17 protein-coding genes are annotated in these 19,074 nt (G+C 34.4%); all 17 read left to right on the top strand.

The features are described 5' to 3' along the window. The first annotated feature begins 8 nt into the window (after positions 1-8). Positions 9-725 (top strand): elongation factor P 5-aminopentanone reductase, encoded by a 717-nt coding sequence (gene ymfI / locus A9178_RS02565; RefSeq protein WP_068672343.1) that lies wholly within the window; start codon positions 9-11, stop codon positions 723-725. A gap of 77 nt (positions 726-802) precedes the next feature. After that, positions 803-1,054, top strand: a complete 252-nt coding sequence (locus A9178_RS02560) for a DUF3243 domain-containing protein (protein ID WP_068672342.1) — start codon at positions 803-805, stop codon at positions 1,052-1,054. Between the two features lie 151 nt (positions 1,055-1,205). Continuing rightward, the gene (locus A9178_RS02555) at positions 1,206-1,991 is read left to right on the top strand and encodes a YmfK family protein (RefSeq protein ID WP_068672341.1); all 786 of its coding nucleotides are present in this window, start codon (positions 1,206-1,208) and stop codon (positions 1,989-1,991) included. Between the two features lie 52 nt (positions 1,992-2,043). Further along, entirely contained in the window at positions 2,044-2,979 is a 936-nt protein-coding gene (locus A9178_RS02550; protein WP_068672340.1) for a helix-turn-helix domain-containing protein, read from the top strand. 83 nt (positions 2,980-3,062) lie between these two features. Next, positions 3,063-3,641 carry a CDP-diacylglycerol--glycerol-3-phosphate 3-phosphatidyltransferase gene (gene pgsA / locus A9178_RS02545; RefSeq protein WP_068672339.1) on the top strand — a complete coding sequence of 193 codons (579 nt, stop codon included), beginning with the start codon at positions 3,063-3,065 and terminating at the stop codon, positions 3,639-3,641. Next, positions 3,638-4,888 carry a competence/damage-inducible protein A gene (locus A9178_RS02540; RefSeq protein WP_369801933.1) on the top strand — a complete coding sequence of 417 codons (1,251 nt, stop codon included), beginning with the start codon at positions 3,638-3,640 and terminating at the stop codon, positions 4,886-4,888. The genes pgsA and A9178_RS02540 overlap by 4 nt, the downstream gene beginning before the upstream one ends. Before the next feature lie 392 nt (positions 4,889-5,280). Continuing rightward, entirely contained in the window at positions 5,281-6,309 is a 1,029-nt protein-coding gene (gene recA, locus A9178_RS02535) for a recombinase RecA (RefSeq protein WP_068672338.1), read from the top strand. A 592-nt stretch (positions 6,310-6,901) separates the two neighbouring features. Beyond that, positions 6,902-8,464 (top strand): ribonuclease Y, encoded by a 1,563-nt coding sequence (gene rny / locus A9178_RS02530; RefSeq protein WP_068672337.1) that lies wholly within the window; start codon positions 6,902-6,904, stop codon positions 8,462-8,464. Between the two features lie 203 nt (positions 8,465-8,667). Continuing rightward, positions 8,668-9,465 (top strand): TIGR00282 family metallophosphoesterase, encoded by a 798-nt coding sequence (locus tag A9178_RS02525; RefSeq protein ID WP_068672336.1) that lies wholly within the window; start codon positions 8,668-8,670, stop codon positions 9,463-9,465. A gap of 236 nt (positions 9,466-9,701) precedes the next feature. Next, positions 9,702-9,962 carry a stage V sporulation protein SpoVS gene (gene spoVS / locus A9178_RS02520; RefSeq protein ID WP_047186108.1) on the top strand — a complete coding sequence of 87 codons (261 nt, stop codon included), beginning with the start codon at positions 9,702-9,704 and terminating at the stop codon, positions 9,960-9,962. Between the two features lie 147 nt (positions 9,963-10,109). Continuing rightward, complete coding sequence (gene miaB / locus A9178_RS02515) at positions 10,110-11,684, top strand: tRNA (N6-isopentenyl adenosine(37)-C2)-methylthiotransferase MiaB (RefSeq protein WP_068672335.1); 1,575 nt, start codon at positions 10,110-10,112, stop codon at positions 11,682-11,684. Between the two features lies 1 nt (position 11,685). Next, the gene (locus tag A9178_RS02510) at positions 11,686-12,114 is read left to right on the top strand and encodes a YlbF/YmcA family competence regulator (protein WP_082918065.1); all 429 of its coding nucleotides are present in this window, start codon (positions 11,686-11,688) and stop codon (positions 12,112-12,114) included. Positions 12,115-12,341: 227 nt separating this feature from the next. Beyond that, positions 12,342-12,596 carry a hypothetical protein gene (locus A9178_RS02505; protein ID WP_369801932.1) on the top strand — a complete coding sequence of 85 codons (255 nt, stop codon included), beginning with the start codon at positions 12,342-12,344 and terminating at the stop codon, positions 12,594-12,596. 626 nt (positions 12,597-13,222) lie between these two features. After that, the gene (locus A9178_RS02495; protein ID WP_068672332.1) at positions 13,223-13,795 is read left to right on the top strand and encodes an outer spore coat protein CotE; all 573 of its coding nucleotides are present in this window, start codon (positions 13,223-13,225) and stop codon (positions 13,793-13,795) included. A gap of 149 nt (positions 13,796-13,944) precedes the next feature. Continuing rightward, positions 13,945-16,530, top strand: a complete 2,586-nt coding sequence (gene mutS / locus A9178_RS02490) for a DNA mismatch repair protein MutS (protein WP_068672331.1) — start codon at positions 13,945-13,947, stop codon at positions 16,528-16,530. A 97-nt stretch (positions 16,531-16,627) separates the two neighbouring features. After that, positions 16,628-18,496, top strand: coding sequence for a DNA mismatch repair endonuclease MutL (gene mutL, locus A9178_RS02485; RefSeq protein ID WP_068672330.1), 1,869 nt, complete (start codon positions 16,628-16,630; stop codon positions 18,494-18,496). A gap of 108 nt (positions 18,497-18,604) precedes the next feature. Then, positions 18,605-19,069 carry a Dps family protein gene (locus A9178_RS02480; protein WP_068672329.1) on the top strand — a complete coding sequence of 155 codons (465 nt, stop codon included), beginning with the start codon at positions 18,605-18,607 and terminating at the stop codon, positions 19,067-19,069. Positions 19,070-19,074 lie beyond the last annotated feature (5 nt).

Genomic DNA, 19,074 nt, shown 5'->3' with positions numbered 1-19,074 from the left:
GAGTAGGTATGGGGAAGAATGCTTTAGTTATAGGTGCTAGTGGAGATATTGGTCAAGCGATTGCGGAACGTTTAGCAGAAGATGGATATCAATTGATTTTACATTATAATAAAAATTCAGAAGCGATGATGGAACTACGAAACAAGATTAATGACAAAGGTGTTCTTAGTGTTATACAAGCAGATCTTAGTAATGAAAAACAAACAAATGAATTTTTAAACCAGTTAGTCTTTCCAGTTGATATCGTTGTTTTTGCAAGTGGTAAAGCCGAATTTCGTTTATTTCAAGAGATGTCAGACGAATTAATGGAGCAAATGTTAAAACTTCACGTTAAAGCTCCTTGGAAAATCACAAGACAGGTATTGCCAAATATGATTAAACAACATTTTGGTAATATTATATTTATTACATCCATTTGGGGTAATGTTGGTGCAAGTTACGAGGTTGTATATTCTTCTGTTAAAGGAGCACAAAATAGTTTTGTTAAAGCACTGGCTAAAGAAGTAGGACCGAGCGGTATATCAGTAAATGCTATTAGTCCGGGGTTTATTGATACGAAAATGAATTGGACATTATCAGAAGAAGAAAAAGCACAAGTTATATCAGAAATCCCGGTAAATCGTGCTGGTTTACCAAGTGAAATTGCACATGCCGTATCTTTTTTATTGGATGAAAAATCAAGTTATATACAAGGTGAAATTCTGAATGTGAATGGTGGGTGGTAATACACTCGAACATGTATAAATGATTTTCAAAGTCACATACTATTTCTGTAATAAACTTGAAAAAGGAGAGAAATAATATGTCAATTCTTGAAAATTTTGATACATGGAAAGGTTTCTTAGCAAATCGTTTACAACAGGCGCAGCAACAGGGGATGGATCAACAAACAATAAACAGTATTGCTGCAGAAGTTGGCGACTATTTAGCTGAGAATGTGGATGCAAAAAACAAGGAAGAGGCTGTATTAAAAGAACTTTGGAATGCTGCCTCTGAACAAGAACAGCAAGCTATTGCGAGTACGATGGTAAAATTAGTTCAAAAATCAAATTAAATCTTTTCTAGAAGCTGTATACTTAACGGTACAGCTTCTTTTCATAATTAAATAGGGAAATTGGCAAAGTTTACATATTATACTTTTCACTAGTGATAAAATCATTTATGATAGTACTAGTATTGAATAATGTATCGTAAAGGGGCTTTCTATGGATAAAGAATGGTACCTTGAGTATGAAATTCAAACAAATAGACCAGGGTTGTTAGGTGAAATATCGTCATTATTAGGTATGTTATCCATCAATATTATTACAATAAATGGTGTAGAAAATTCTAGACGGGGTATGCTTCTACTATCGGAATATGATGAGAATATTGCACGTCTAAAAACTGTTTTACAAATGATGGAAACGATAAAAATAACAAAGATACGAAAACCAAAGTTGAAAGATAGATTGGCTGTAAGGCATGGAAAATATATTCATACAGATCGAGATGACCGTAAAACCTTTCGTTTTGTTAGAGGTGAATTAGGCTTATTAGTTGATTTTATGGCTGAATTATTTAAACAAGATGGGCACAAATTAATTGGGATCCGTGGAATGCCAAGGGTTGGGAAATCAGAATCTGTTGTAGCTGCAAGTGTATGCGCAAGTAAACGTTGGTTATTTGTTTCTAGTACAATGCTTAAACAGACAATACGAAATCAATTAATAGAAGGAGAATATAGTACAAATACTATTTATATTATGGACGGTATTGTGTCCACTAAAGCTAATGAACAACACTGGCAATTAATTCGAGAATTGATGCAATTACCAGCAGTCAAGATAGTAGAGCATCCGGATATATTTGTTCAGTCAACAGAATATACAATGGAAGATTTTGATTATATTATTGAATTAAGGAGTCATGAAGACGAAGAGATTACATATGAAAAGTTTGAAGAACAACAATTTCATGGCGGAAATGGATTTTCTATGTTCGGCTTTTAACTTTGTGATCAGACTTCAGATTAACCTATAGTTAGAACGGAAGGTGTTTTTTATGGACATAGGGGCAAGACTGAAAGAGGCGAGAGTTTCTAAAGGTTTGTCATTAGATGAACTACAAGAAATAACTAAAATTCAGAAGAGATATTTAGCAGCAATTGAGGAAGGAAAATTAGAAATACTTCCGGGTAAGTTCTATGCAAGAGCTTTTATAAAGGAATATGCAGATGCAGTTGGAATTGAGCCTAGTGAATTACTAGAAGAACATAAAGAAGAAATTCCGGAAACAAAAGAAGAATCATCTCCGGCTGAATATAGTCGAATGCAGAGATCTAAAAAGGAAAGTGTAGAGAAAAATTCGAAACTCTTTTCTGCATTCCCGACGGTTATTGTTATTTTATTGATTCTTGCTATCGTATTTGTAATTTGGTTTTTTAGTGGTGGTTTAAATAATGGGGATAATAATGCAAAAGAAGACAAATTGGATGAAACAGAAATTATCATTAACAACCCGAATGATGAAGATAAAAAAGATTCTGCAATAGAAGATAACAAAACAAATGAAGATTCAAGAAACTCAGAAACAGATTCTGAAGAAATACAAGAGGATACGAATAAGGAAGGCAATCAAGAAAATGAATCTCAACCAGAGTTAACGGTAGTTGAAGAAGGGTCAGGATCTAGCCCTAAATCTACTCTTGAATTATCGAATGTTGGAGAAGAAATTAATTTAGTTTTTGAGACAAATTCAAGAACATGGCTTGATGTAAAAGATGATCAAGATCAGTCTTTATTTAGTAGTACTCTAGAAGCTGAGAACTCACCACTTGAATTAGATTTAAGTGGATCAAGTAAAATTTTCTTGAACATTGGAAATGCCTCCGATTTAAAAGTAACCATCAATGGTATGGAATTAGAATATCCAGTTGATGCTAATAAATATGTGCATCAACAATTATGGATTAATATTAATAATCAAGAAATTGAATAAACATAGTAGACCCTTCCAAGTTATCTATGTGGAAGGGTTTCTCTAGTTACATTTAAGCATTTAAGATAGAAGGGAATTAAATCATGAATTTACCAAATAAACTTACATTATCTAGAATTTTAATGATTCCGATCTTTATTTTATTACTTAGTTTTCCATTTGAGTGGGGAGTATGGGATATAGGAAATAGTGAATTACCTGTAGCACATTTTATAGCTGCACTGATTTTTATAATTGCATCCACAACGGACTGGGTAGATGGCTATATAGCAAGAAAGCATAATTTAGTAACAAACCTTGGTAAGTTTTTAGACCCATTGGCTGATAAATTACTTGTTTCTGCAGCGTTAATTCTTCTGATTGAAATGGGAAATGCTCCTGCATGGGTTGTTATTATCATTATTAGTAGAGAGTTTGCTGTAACAGGTTTACGTCTGGTTGCCGCTGGCGAGGGAATTGTTTTAGCTGCAGGTGGCATGGGTAAAATTAAAACAGCAACACAAATGATTGCTATAGCCATTTTATTATTGCATAATTTTCCATTCTCGTATATTGGATTACCAATAGGAATAATCATGTTATATATTGCATTATTTTTCACCGTTTTATCAGGTGTTGACTATTTTATAAAAAATTGGCATGTAATGAGGGATTCTAAATGATGAAAAATTTTAAAGCTGAAATAATCGCAGTTGGAACAGAATTACTATTAGGACAAATAGCAAATACGAATGCTCAATGGTTATCGGAACAACTTGCGTCTTTAGGTATCAATGTGTACCAGCATGGAGTAGTAGGTGATAATCTAAATCGTGTACATGAATCATTTGAACAAGCTCAAAAACGGTCAGATATTATTATCGTTACTGGTGGTTTAGGGCCAACAGAGGATGATTTGACTAGGGAAGCTTTTCAACTGATGACAAAACTTGAATTAGTTGAACATAAACCATCCATGGACAAAATTGAATCATTTTTTGAAAAAAATAATAAGCCCATGACACCGAATAATAGGAGACAAGCACGAGTTTTTAAAGGAAGCCAGGTTCTTTTTAATAGGAAAGGTATGGCCCCGGGTATGATTATTAATCATGATTCCACCACATGGGTTTTCCTTCCAGGTGTACCAAGGGAAATGAAAGGTTTATATACAGATGAAGTTTTCCCATATCTCCAAAAACTAACTGGGAATAACGAGGTCATTAAGTCGTTAGTATTGAAATTCCTCGGTATTGGAGAGTCAGAATTAGAACATAGATTAAGCCGTTTAATTCAGACACAAAAAAATCCTACTATTGCACCATTAGCACAAAATACTGGTGTCGTTATTCGTTTAACTGCAAAAGAGGAGACGAAGGAACGTGCAGATCAATTATTAGAAGAGAGCAAAAAACAGATTCTCAATGAAGTTGGCGATCATTTCTATGGAATTAACGATGAGACGATAGAAGAAAAAATTATTTCATTGTTAAAAGAGAAAAATATGAAGATTGCTAGTGCAGAAAGTTTAACTGGTGGAATGTTTTCCCATCGACTTATTTCGGTTAGTGGTGCCTCTAGTGTTTGTCGTGGAGGAATTGTTTGTTACGATACGAATGTAAAACAAGATGTATTAGGTGTTTCTGAAGAGACCATTCAAAATAAAGGGACGGTTAGTGAAGAATGTGCTTTGGAGATGGCAGAACAGGTCGCTCGTAAACTAGATGCAAATATTGGACTTAGTTTTACTGGAGTTGCTGGTCCTGATGAAGTAGAAGGCAAAGGCGTTGGTACTGTTTATATTGCACTCGTAACTAGTAATGGGGATAAAAAAGTAGAGAAGTTTATATTTTCTGGTGATAGAAATGCAATTAGAAGAAGAGCAACTTTAAAAGGTTTAGAAATAGTTTTCCATTTTCTAAAATCTTAAATCTACACGAAAAGAGTAATAGATTTGATGTTTTCTATTCATCTTAGTAGTTCAAATAGACATTTCTGGATATTTTTAACTACCAAAACATAAGAACGTTTATTCGATTCTTTCTTGGCAAAAGTTAAAAATCATTGTATGATGGTAATAGTGCATGTTCAAAAGGAGGATAAAAGGACCGAGAAGTTCGAGGCGGCTTAGCTTTGAGCATAAGGAAAGCTTCTCTGATTCCGCATCGCACGAAGGAAAAGTGTTCTTCTTTTCCAAGGAGCGGAGTGTACATCAAAAGGTACATGAGGAGCGGAAAAGCAAGCCAACGAAGAAATTCGAAGTGTCATTTTACCGGACTTGTTTGAACATCCTCTAATAGTTAATTTAAGGAGGTAGTCTCGTTGAGCGATAGAAAACAAGCTTTAGATATGGCTTTAAGACAAATAGAGAAGCAATTTGGAAAAGGCTCGATTATGAAACTTGGTGAACAAGAATTAGAGAAGATTGCAACGATTCCGAGTGGTTCTCTAGCATTGGATGTTGCATTAGGTATAGGTGGTTATCCAAGAGGTAGAGTAATAGAAATATATGGTCCAGAATCTTCCGGTAAAACAACTGTAGCGTTACATGCAATTGCGGAAGCTCAAAAACAAGGTGGACAAGCGGCTTTCATCGATGCGGAGCATGCCTTGGATCCAATTTATGCACGTGCATTAGGAGTAAATATCGAGGAATTATTACTTTCGCAGCCTGATACTGGTGAACAAGCATTAGAAATTGCTGAAGCATTAGTTCGTAGTGGAGCGGTAGATATTATTGTTGTAGACTCCGTTGCAGCACTGGTACCGAAAGCAGAAATTGAAGGTGAAATGGGAGATGCTCACGTTGGTTTACAAGCGCGACTAATGTCACAAGCATTAAGAAAACTGTCTGGTGCGATTAATAAATCTAAAACAACTGCCATTTTCATTAACCAAATTCGTGAAAAGGTTGGTGTTATGTTCGGAAACCCTGAAACAACACCAGGTGGACGTGCGCTTAAATTCTACTCCTCTGTAAGATTAGAAGTTCGCCGTGCGGAACAATTAAAACAAGGAAATGAAATTGTTGGGAATAAATCAAGAATTAAGGTAGTTAAGAATAAAGTTGCACCTCCATTTAGACAAGCTGAAGTAGATATTATGTACGGTGAGGGAATTTCTAAAGAAGGAGAAATTCTAGATATTGGATCGGACTTAGATATTGTTGAAAAGAGTGGTGCTTGGTATTCCTATAATGGTGAACGTCTTGGTCAAGGACGTGAGAATGCTAAAATATTCTTAAGAGAAAATCCAGAAATGATGGATGAAATACATTTAGCAATTCGAAATCATTATAATTTAGATGATGCGGCTCCTGAAGAGGCAGAACAAGAAAGTCTCGATGTTTAATGAATAGTTAGTATCTGGACATTCGTCAATCATTGGCGAATGTCTTATCTGTTATAAAAGGGTTGCTGTTACAAAATCCTCTACTTAACGAGAAAAAGCCAAGGGAAAAAGTAAAAAACTTCCCTTGGTTTTTTTGTTTTTATAGTTGGTTTTGTTTCGAAAATCTGCCGAAAAATTGATTGCACCGAAAATTTCATCCACGCATTATCTCAAGTGATTATTTAACAATACCATTAATTCATTTTGTATCTATATGAGGCGATGAATGCCGGAACGCGGAGAAAAAACTTTCAAGGCGCAACTCATCGGGTAAATGAATACCGAAACGTAGGAAAAGAAACATTTTTCAGTTTTAATCGACTGACCGAACTACAAAAATCCGTACGAAAGGAATAGAATCTTTCTTGCTACAGGAAATATATGGATTTTTTTGTAGTGTTTTTATGACGTTTTCTTGACATTTATAATACAGACAATTACAATTGTACTGTATAATTTTATAATTTTTATAAGATTAATTGTTAGATTATGCATCTAAATGTTACATGCCGACAATATGAAAGTTAAACCTATGGCAATAGGAGGTGAAAAGATGGATCTTATTTATGTAATCATCTCCATTTTGCTTACTCTGATCGTCGGTATTGTTGTTGGTTATCTGATACGTAAATCTATTGCAGAAGCTAAGATTTCTAGTGCGGAAAATTTAGCGAAGCAGATTGTAGAAGAAGCACATCGGAATGCGGAAGCCTCTAAAAAAGAGGCACTTCTTGAGGCGAAAGATGAAATTCATGAACTTCGCCAGCAAACAGAGGAAGAACTCAGAGAACGTCGAACAGAAGTACAAAAACAAGAAAATCGTCTGTTGCAAAAAGAAGAAAGTCTTGATAAGAAAAGTGAGACATTAGACAAACGTGAACTGTTGTTAGAAGGTAAAGAACAAAGTCTAGCAGACAAACAACAACAAATTGAAGAAATGAAAAGCAAAGTGGAAGCTATGAAAGAACAGCAGCAAATGGAACTTGAGCGCATATCTGGATATACATCAGACGAAGCGAAACAGATTATTTTAGAGAAGATTGAAAAAGAAGTAAAACATGATTCAGCAGTTATGATTAAAGAAGCTGAGAATCGTGTCAAAGAAGAAGCTGACAAAAAGGCTAAAAGTATTTTATCGCTTGCTTTACAGCGCTGTGCTGCAGACCACGTTGCTGAAACAACTGTATCTGTTGTAAACCTTCCAAATGATGAAATGAAAGGACGTATTATCGGTCGAGAAGGTCGAAACATACGTACACTTGAAACGTTAACTGGTATTGATTTAATTATCGATGATACACCGGAAGCGGTTGTTTTATCTGGTTTTGATCCAATTCGAAGAGAAATTGCTCGTATTGCCTTAGAAAAACTCGTTCAAGACGGACGTATCCACCCAGCAAGAATTGAAGAAATGGTGGACAAAGCAAGACGTGAAGTTGACGAATATATACGTGAAGTTGGAGAAGAAACAACATTTGAGGTTGGCGTACATGGTCTACATCCAGACTTAGTGAAAATACTTGGTCGTCTAAAATATCGTACAAGCTATGGTCAAAATGTGTTGAAGCATTCTACTGAAGTTGCATACCTTTCAGGGTTGCTTGCTGCTGAATTAGGCGAAGATGTAACGTTAGCAAGAAGAGCAGGACTTCTACATGATATTGGTAAAGCTATAGACCATGAAGTAGAAGGCAGTCACGTAGAAATTGGTAAAGAATTAGCAATTAAATACAAGGAACACCCTGTTGTCATTAATTCTATCGCTTCCCACCATGGTGATGAAGAAGCTACATCTATCATTGCTGTATTAGTAGCCGCTGCCGATGCATTATCTGCAGCAAGACCAGGTGCTAGAAGTGAAACACTCGAAAACTACATTAAGAGATTAGAGAAACTGGAAGAAATCTCTGAATCATTTGAAGGTGTAGAGAAGTCCTTTGCAATTCAAGCAGGTAGAGAGATTCGTATAATGGTTAAACCAGATGAAATTGACGATCTAGAATCTGTTCGCGTTGCTAGGGATATAAGGAAACGAATAGAAAACGAGCTCGATTACCCTGGTCACATAAAGGTAACTGTCATAAGGGAAACGAGAGCAGTAGAATATGCAAAATAACAAAAGTAGCCAACTTAACTGGCTACTTTTGTTTTTTATTTTCGTTTGGGAAATTATAAAAATAACTACTTGTTAATAACTAATTCGCGAAATTGCCACATCCGGCTCCAGCGCCTTTTCTTAACAAAAGTATTAATAAAGATTTTGACAATGGAAAATGATTATGGAAAACTATACATATTATAAAGGATAGGATGATAAGAATGAAAATATTGTTTATAGGTGATGTCGTAGGATCTCCAGGGAGAGAAATGGTTAAAGAATATTTACCTAAATTAAAAGAAAAGTACCGCCCGCATTTAACTATTATAAATGGCGAAAATGCTGCTTCAGGAAAAGGTATTACAGAAAAAATATATAAACAATTTATGGAGTGGGGTGCCCAAGTAATAACGATGGGAAATCATACCTGGGATAAAAAAGAAATATTTGAGTTTATTGACGATGCAAAATATATGATTCGTCCAGCTAATTTTCCTAAAGGTACACCTGGTAAAGGGATCATCTATATTAATGTAAATGGGGTAGAAGTTGCTATCATAAATTTACAAGGAAGGACTTTTTTACCAGCAATTGATGATCCGTTTTTAAAAGTAGACGAATTAATAGAGGAAGCCAAGAAAAGGACTAATATTATATTTATAGATTTCCATGCGGAAGCAACAAGTGAGAAGCAGGCTATTGGTTGGTATGTGAATGGACGTGCAAGTGCGGTTGTAGGTACGCATACACATACACAAACCGCAGATGAACGCATTTTGCCAGAAGGTACTGCATATATTACTGATGTAGGAATGACAGGCCCATACGACGGAATTTTAGGTGTGGATAGAGATGCGGTTATAAAACGGTTTTTAACATCGTTACCTGTCCGTTTTGAAGTAACGAAAAACGGAAGGACCCAGCTAGGAGCAGTAGTAATCACAATAGACAATCAGAGCGGTAAAGCAACGAATGTTGAACGTATTTTAATTAATGAAGATCATCCATTCTTCGGTTAGAAAACTTGGCATTCGCCAAGCCTTTTGGCGATGTCTTAGTTGCACTTATGCAGACGGGAAAGATTTTATACTTTCCTTACTGCCTAAGAAATATGCTTCTATCGTACATTTTATCGGTATTCCTAAAGTGGTTTATTGAATCTTTTGAAAAATTGATGCATAATAGGGAATAAGCTAACATCTCCACGAATATAGTATCAGTAGAACTATAATAGCAAATGAAGGAGGTACTAGTCATGGAAGTATTAAAAGTTTCAGCGAAATCAAGTCCAAATTCAGTAGCAGGTGCACTTGCAAATGTTTTAAGAGAACGTGGTACAGCGGAGATTCAAGCTATTGGAGCAGGTGCTCTTAATCAAGCAGTGAAAGCTGTAGCTATAGCAAGAGGATTTGTCGCACCAAGTGGAGTGGATTTAATTTGTATCCCAGCTTTTACAGATATTATGATTGACAATGAAGAAAGAACTGCGATTAAACTAATTGTAGAACCTAGATAAAGGTCTTTTTAAACCCTCCCTTACTTAGAATTTAGGGGGGGTTTTTTATTTGCTCATCGGACTTATTATTGTTAAATTTAATAATAAGGGTTATACTGTAAAATTGTAAACTTATGTATATTTATTTCCTATGAAAGGAGTATCATTATGAATGAAGAACAACGTAAAGAACAAGCACAAATAAAACAAGTAGATTCAGTAGAAAATAGTAATCACGACAATATAGAACGCATTAAAAACACTACAAGTGAAGAAATGATAGCGAAATACTTTCATAAAAGTTACCAGCCTCCTGATATAAAAAAAGCCAGAAAACGTTTTAAAGAAGACGTTAAATTTCACTATGACTTTTCTATTCCAGAGGATATGAAAACGATTGGAAAAGGTAAAAAATTCCTTATACGTACATATGGGTGTCAAATGAATGAACATGATACCGAAGTGATGGCCGGTATTTTAAATGAAATGGGATATGAATCTACTTCTGAAACAAATGAAGCTGATATTATTCTATTAAATACATGTGCAATTCGTGAAAATGCTGAAAATAAAGTATTCGGAGAAATTGGGCATTTAAAACCACTAAAATTGGAAAAACCGGATGTAATTCTTGGTGTATGTGGCTGTATGTCACAAGAAGAGTCGGTTGTAAATCGCATCATGAAAAAACATCCCCATGTTGATTTAATCTTTGGAACACACAATATCCATCGCTTACCAGACCTAGTTAAAGGGGCAATGTTCGGGAAAGAACAGGTTGTTGAAGTTTGGTCTAAAGAAGGCGATATTATTGAAAACCTTCCTAAAGTAAGAAAAGGTAAAATTAAGGCTTGGGTTAATATTATGTATGGATGTGATAAATTCTGTACATATTGTATCGTTCCAATGACGCGTGGTAAAGAGAGAAGTCGTCGTCCAGAAGACATTATTCAAGAAGTTCGTCATTTAGTTGCGCAGGGGTATCAAGAAGTTACATTACTAGGCCAAAATGTAAATGCGTATGGAAAAGACTTTGAAGATATAGATTATACATTTGGTGACTTAATGAATGACATCCATAAGATTGATATTCCGAGAGTGCGGTTTACTACTTCCCATCCGAGAGACTTTGATGATCACTTAATTGAAGTGCTAGCTCAGGGAGGCAACCTTCTTGATCATATTCATCTTCCAGTTCAATCTGGAAGCAGTGAAGTATTGAAGAAAATGAACCGTAAATATACCCGTGAAGAATACTTAGAATTAGTATGTAAAATACGCAAAGCAATCCCAAACGCAACACTTACAACAGATATCATTGTTGGTTTCCCTAATGAGACAGATGAACAATTTGAGGAAACGATGTCGTTAGTGGAAGAAGTAGGGTTTGAGGCTGCTTATACCTTTATTTATTCTCCACGTGAAGGAACACCAGCAGCGCGTAAGAAAGATGATATACCGGAAGAAGTGAAAAAACAACGTCTATACCGTTTAAATGAATTAGTTAATAAACAAGCAGCAGAATCCATGAAGACTTACAAAGATAAAGTAGTGAAGGTTCTAGTTGAAGGGGAAAGTAAAAAGGACCCTGACGTATTGGCGGGATATACAGAAAAGAATAAATTAGTAAACTTTAAAGGTCCGAAATCTTCAATTGGTAAGATTGTTGAGGTTAAAATTACGGAAGCCAAAACTTGGTCGTTAGATGGTATAATGGTGGAAAATACAATTGAGGTGAACTAATGTGGCTACCTACACACGTAAAGATGTACTAGATGAAGCGAAAAGATTAGCTGAAATGCTTTCAAGCACTGATGAAATAGAAAGATTTAAGCAAGTAGAAGCTAAATTAAACGAAAATCAAAAAGTACAGAAGTTAATTCAAAAAATAAAAACGTTACAAAAACAAGCAGTAAATTTTCAAGCATATGGAAAGCATGAAGCGTTAAAAAAAGTTGATGAAGAAATTGAGCGTTTACAAAATGAAATTGACGAAATTCCCGTAGTTCAGGAATTTAAAGAAACGCAAATTGTAGTAAATGACGTTTTACAACTTGTTTCAGGAACTATTGCTAGAGAGGTAACGAACCGTGTAATCGAATCAACTGGTGGAGATGTTTTATCAGGGGAGACAGGTTCGAAATCAAAAAATAAAATAGGTTGCTCTCATTAATAAAAAAACCAAGCAAAATTAATTTTGCTTGGTTTTTTTATGTGAAGAATTTAAACAAATTGTATTGATATTTTGGCAATCGATAATCAGAATGATATGAAAGATTTAGTAGCAAGTATGACATTTTGATTACCAATGATAGATGACCACCTAGGTATTCAATTTTATTTACCTGTCCATACAAAAATTTGTTGATTGAATATTATATAAAGAACATATTTTAGGAGGTGTATACATTGTTTGAAATTTATGATATTGCGATTATTCCACTTATACTAGGGGTTGTTGAGTTATTTAAGCGGAGTGGGGTACCTATAAAGTATTCACCTTTTATAGCTTTAGTTGTCGGTTTACTATTTGGAATATTTTATATCGATGCAGAAGTAAAGCAAAGAATTATTATTGGATTAATGCTTGGTTTGTCAGCAACAGGGTTGTATAGTGGTAGCAAAAACATTTCACAGAAAACAGATAAGGAGTAACAGTGTTTTGAACTGTTGCTTCTTTTAATTTATCGCAGGTTAACTGGCTATAAGATCCCACTGATTCAAGTTTCACTTTATGTGAAGTGGTAGCTGGAGGACTTAAAAAATGATTTAAATAACTACGAGACTAGTCCAATCTCTCTCTTCTTATATACGTATGCTAATAGTAAGAAGGGAGGAAAATTTATGTGTTGTCACGACCAATGTAAACAGCATCATCATTCTTGTTGCAAGAAAGAACATCATCATCGTTCTTGCTGTAAAAAAGAACATCACCATAATAAATGCAAAGAGCATAAACATCATGATGATCACTGTGGACCAATTTATAGATGTAAGAAGAAGCATAAAAAGGAATTTTGTTATTGCTGCAATAAATATTACTGAAAATAAGATAGTTTGGATGAAGCCCCGGCGCGGAAAGACGGGGCTCATTCCATAGATATATTTCATTGATATTAGATATTTCTTTAAATTGCTTAAAAAACGCTAAAGTTCCCAATATGCGGATACATAAATATGTGTTGATTTAAAAGCCGATAAATAATAACCAAGCTTTCTATGCACTTTAGGTATTTGTCTTGCATAAAATGACAATGAAATAAGAGGAGGTAAGAGTAATTATGACTTTTCTTGATAAAGACTACAGACAGATTATTACGAAAGCAGTTATTGGAAAAGGGCGTAAATTCACACAAGACTCACATTCCATTACCCCATCACATAGACCTTCAAGTATTTTAGGATGCTGGGTTATCAACCATTTATATAATGCAAAACAAAAATCAGAGGATACGGTTGAAATAACAGGAAGCTATGATATCAACGTGTGGTATTCGTATAATGATAATACGAAAACAGAAGTTGTTACAGAAAGAGTAACGTATACAGATATCATTCCACTTTCCATTAAAGATGAAAATATGCTTAGTGATGAATGTGATGTTTTAGCTAAAGTGGTACAACAGCCTAATTGCCTAGAATGCAAAATTACAAACAAAGGTCACAAAATTGTCGTTGAGGTGGAGCGTGAGTTTCTTGTGCAAGTGATTGGTGAGACAAAGTTATTTGTTAAAGTAGATCCTAAATGGAGTCACGATCATGATGATTATGATGTTGATGATTCATGGGACTATAAAGTAACAGATGATGAATTAGAAAATGTAAAACCGAACTTTTTAAATAAAAAAGATTAGGTGAAAATACGAGAGAACTTTTCTCTCGTATTTTTTGTTCGGTGTGAAGTAAAGTTTTTCTAATTTTTCTAGATTTGAGTGCTTTGTCGAATTAACTCATATTTATGCTATAATATTTGTAGTAAATATCGGTTTTTTGGAGGATTTATATGACTAAGCTGACACCAATGATGGAACAATATATGAAAATAAAGGCAGATTACAAGGATGCTTTTTTATTTTATAGACTTGGCGACTTTTATGAAATGTTTTATGATGATGCATTAAAAGCAGCAAGAGAATTAGAAATTACGTTAACGAAACGTGGTAACGGAAAAAACGAACCAATCCCAATGTGCGGCGTTCCTTATCATTCAGCTGAAGGATACATTAAGACATTGATTGAGAAAGGCTATAAAGTAGCAATTTGTGAGCAAGTAGAGGATCCTAAGACGGCTAAAGGAGTGGTTAAACGAGAGGTAGTTCAATTGATTACTCCTGGGACAGTTATGGAAAGTAATATGCTAAATGAAGGTGAAAATAATTATATTGCTAGTCTATCCCACTTTGAAGATGGCACATATGTAATTGTTTATAATGACTTATCTACAGGAGAAAATCGGATTGCAGAGATTACTAATGGTTGGGATGCAGTCGTTCATGAACTTTATAATCAACCGATAAAAGAGATTGTTATATCATCCAATCTTCCTGAAAATCTACAAAAGCAATTGCAGGATAAATTAAATGTAACATTGTCTTATCAAAAAGAAGTTACTTTTAATGCGGAATATCGGGATTTAAGCGAAAATCTAAATGACAAGAAACTTATGAAAGCATTCAGTCGATTATTAAATTATATCCAATATACTCAGAAAAGATCGCTTGATCACTTAAAAAAAGCAGAAGTAATCCAACTAAACAATCATCTTTCCTTAGATATGTATTCTAAGAGAAACTTAGAATTAACGGAAACGATTATCAAGAAGGGTAAACATGGAAGTTTACTATGGGTGTTAGATCAAACGGTCACAGCAATGGGGTCTAGAACGTTAAAAAAATGGGTGGAAAGGCCTTTATTAAATCGACAACAGATTGAAAATAGATTAGACGTAGTACAAAGTTTTTACAACAGTTTTATGGAACGAGATTCCATACGAGAAATTTTGAAATCTGTCTATGATTTAGAACGATTAGCAGGTCGAATTGCTTTTGGAAATGTAAATGCGAGAGATTTAATTCAATTGAAACAATCATTAGAGAAAATTCCAGAATTAAAGTTAGTTTTAACTCAATTTGAACAAGAGCAAATTAAAAATCTAGCTAATCGTTTAATTTACCCTGAACACATAATAGATTTATTGGAGAAGGGTATTATAGATGAACCTCCAATATCTATTAAAGAAGGATCGATTATAAAAGAAGGATATAACGAGACACTTGATTCTTATAGAGATGCTTCTAAGAATGGCAAGAAATGGATAGCTGAATTGGAGCAACAAGAAAAACAAGAAACGAATATAAAGTCGTTAAAAATAGGGTTTAATAAAGTATTCGGCTATTACATTGAGGTAACGAAAGCAAACTTACATTTATTGCCCGAAGGAAAATACGAACGTAAACAAACCTTAACGAATGCAGAAAGATTTATTACTCCAGAATTAAAAGAAAAAGAAGAATTAATTTTGGAAGCAGAAGAAAAAAGTGTAGATTTAGAATATCAATTATTTGTAGAAATTAGGGAAGAAATAAAAGAGCATATCCCCGAATTACAACATATCGCAGAGGTAGTAAGTCAAATTGACGTACTACAAGCTTTTGCTACTGTGAGTGAAAAGAATAATTATAAACGGCCAATTTTTGATGAAAAAGAACTTTTCATACAGAATGGGCGACATCCGGTTGTAGAACAAGTCATGAATGAAGGGAATTATGTTCCAAATGATATTCAATTAGATGAAGAAAAGAACATGTTATTAATTACTGGTCCAAACATGTCAGGTAAAAGTACGTACATGCGTCAGCTTGCTCTAACGGTAATTATGGCTCAAATTGGTTGTTTTGTTCCAGCGGACGTGGCGAAACTGTTTATTTTTGATCAAATATTTACCAGAATAGGTGCAGCAGATGATTTAGTTTCTGGGCAAAGTACGTTTATGGTTGAAATGTTGGAGACGAATCACGCGATTAGTAACGCAACAGAGAATAGTTTAATTTTATTAGATGAAATAGGGCGTGGGACAAGTACGTATGACGGAATGGCCTTGGCACAAGCAATTGTGGAATATATTCATAATCATATCCATGCAAAAACAATGTTTTCCACCCATTATCATGAATTAACTAGTTTAGAAAAGACGTTACCGAGATTAAAAAACATTCATGTTCGTGCAGAAGAATACGAGGGTAATGTTGTATTTTTACATCAGATTAATGAAGGTGCTGCGGATAAAAGTTACGGAATCCATGTTGCCAAGTTAGCTAATTTACCAGAGGGCTTAATAGATAGAGCGAATGTTATTTTACAAGATTTAGAGGCTGGGGATAAATCAGAACCTGCTAATGTAAATGAAGAGCCTGGACAACTTTCCTTTTTCAAGGAAGCTGAATCTAGTGAAATAGTGAAGAAAGAAAATAATTCTATATCAGAGAATAAAATACTAGTAGCTTTAAAAGAGCTTGATTTATTCGATATGACTCCAATGGATGCAATGAATGAATTATATAAATTACAAAAAGAAGTAAAAAAACTATAGAGAAATATTAGTGTGTGTTCAAAAAGAAGGATGAAGTACCAAGTGTCATTTTCACCGGACTTTTTGAACAACCACTGTTAGAAAGGAATTTGCCTTAATGAAGATTGTTCAAATGTCTGATGCATTAGCAAATAAAATAGCAGCTGGGGAAGTGGTAGAAAGACCGGCTTCTGTCGTAAAGGAATTGGTAGAGAATAGTATTGATGCAAACAGTACATGGATCAAAGTCGATATTAAGGAAGCGGGATTAGAAGAAATTAAAGTTACCGATAATGGGGAAGGAATGTCGGAAGCCGATGCAGAGCGTGCATTTCTACCTCATGCAACAAGTAAAATTAGGAATGAAAGTGATCTATTCCATGTAAAAACTCTAGGATTTCGTGGGGAAGCACTTGCTAGTATTGCCTCGGTAAGTAAATTATCCGTTCAAACTTCTGAAGGAGATAAAGCCGGAATTCAATTAATACTAGAGGGCGGTAAAAAAATTGACAAAAAGAAAAGTGATGCAAGAAAAGGGACAGAAATTACAGTAAATGATTTGTTCTTTAATACACCGGCTCGTTTAAAATATATGAAAAGCCTGCATACAGAATTAGGTCATATAACAGATTTATTAAATCGATTAGCTCTTTCTCATCCTAATATACGATTTGAAGCAACACATAATGGGAAGGGCCTATTTAAGACAGCAGGTACTGGAGATTTGCTACAAGTTATTTCACAAGTGTACGGTATGAACGTGGCGAAAAACATGTTGATGGTCCAAGAAGAAAATTTAGATTTTCATATTGAAGGTTTTATTGCTAAGCCAGAGATAACTAGAGCGTCAAGAAATTATATATCTACGATGATTAATGGGAGATACATTAAAAGCATCCCGTTGAATCAAGCAATCATACGTGGTTATCATACATTACTTCCTATTGGGAGATCACCAATAGTCGTACTGTCTATTACAATGGATCCTATTTTAGTTGATGTAAACGTACATCCTACGAAACTAGAGGTACGCTTCAGTAAAGATAAGGAACTTTTTACCCAATTAGAAGAACTTATCCGTCATAAATTTAGAGAAATTACCTTGATTCCAGAAATGACTGAGACTCAAAAACCAAAACCAAAAGAAAAAAGTTATCAACATTCCATGGATTTTAGCAGCTCAGCTTCCATGCCAAAATTCAATGATAGTGTCAGGGAAAATATAACGAATTGGCAGAAACCTACCGAGGATGAAGAAGTTACGTTGAAAGATAACATCACGCCATCTACTTCATATAGTCAACAAGAAGAAACACTTTCTACTTATGAAATAAATGAAGATGAAGATGGAATTAAAAGTGATGATACTACTGATGAAATAGTATTTGAAAATGTCAGCCAACAAAGGGTGCCGATGATGTACCCGATAGGTCAGTTACAAGGAACATACATTTTAGCACAAAATGAAAATGGTCTATATATGATTGATCAACATGCGGCTCAAGAAAGAATTAAATATGAATTTTTTAGAGATAAATTAGGGAAGCCTACCAATGAATTACAAGAATTATTGCTTCCGATGACATTTGAATTTTCGAAGCAGGAATCCCTTTTTATCGAACAATATAAAGAAGAAATAGAAAAAGTTGGGATATTTTTTGAAGCTTTTGGAAATCAAACGTATATTATTCGATCCCATCCGAATTGGTTTCCTAATGGATTTGAAGAAGAGGTCATTCGTGAAATGATTGAACAAATAATGAATGAGGAAAAAATCAATGTCGAATCCATTCGAGAAGATGCGGCTATATTAATGTCATGTAAAAGATCGATAAAGGCGAATCATTATTTAAATCAAGATGAAATGTTTCGTCTATTGGAAGATTTAAGAAGTACGACAGATCCATTTACATGTCCACATGGAAGACCAATTATTGTTCATTTTTCTACTTATGAGTTAGAAAAGATGTTTAAACGGGTTATGTAAGTTATGTAATATAAGGTATAAATTTCACACCCTATTGGCAATAATAGGGTAAAAGGCGTAAGCGCCCGTTTAGTGCTTGAGCTGGACGTATAAAAAGGGGTGTGGAATTTGGAAAACAAAAATCAAGAATTAATTAATTTTCTTAATCAGGAACTATCCAATTACTTCGTATTATATGTAAAGCTTCATCGATACCATTGGTTCATACAAGGACGACATTTCTTTACGCTTCATGAGAAATTTGAAGAAATGTATGAAATGGTAGCAACTGATTTAGATGAAATAGCGGAACGAATTCTAGCAATAGATGGGAAACCACTTGCGACAATGACCAAGTATTTAAAAGAAACAACATTAACGGAAGCAAACGCAGATGACAAGGAAAATGAAATAGTCAATCAATTAATACAAGATTATCAGCAGATAATTGGTGAAATAAAAGAGAAAGGTCTATCATTAGCTGAAGAACAGCAGGATGAACCGACTGCAGATTTATTAATCACTATTCAAGGGAAATTAGAAAAATATGTTTGGATGCTAAATAGTTACCGAGCATATGACTCAAATGAATAAATAAC

The sequence above is a fragment of the Oceanobacillus sp. Castelsardo genome (genome assembly GCF_001659985.1).
GTDB lineage: Bacteria > Bacillota > Bacilli > Bacillales > Amphibacillaceae > Oceanobacillus.
This window is presented reverse-complemented; position numbering and strand designations above follow the sequence as displayed.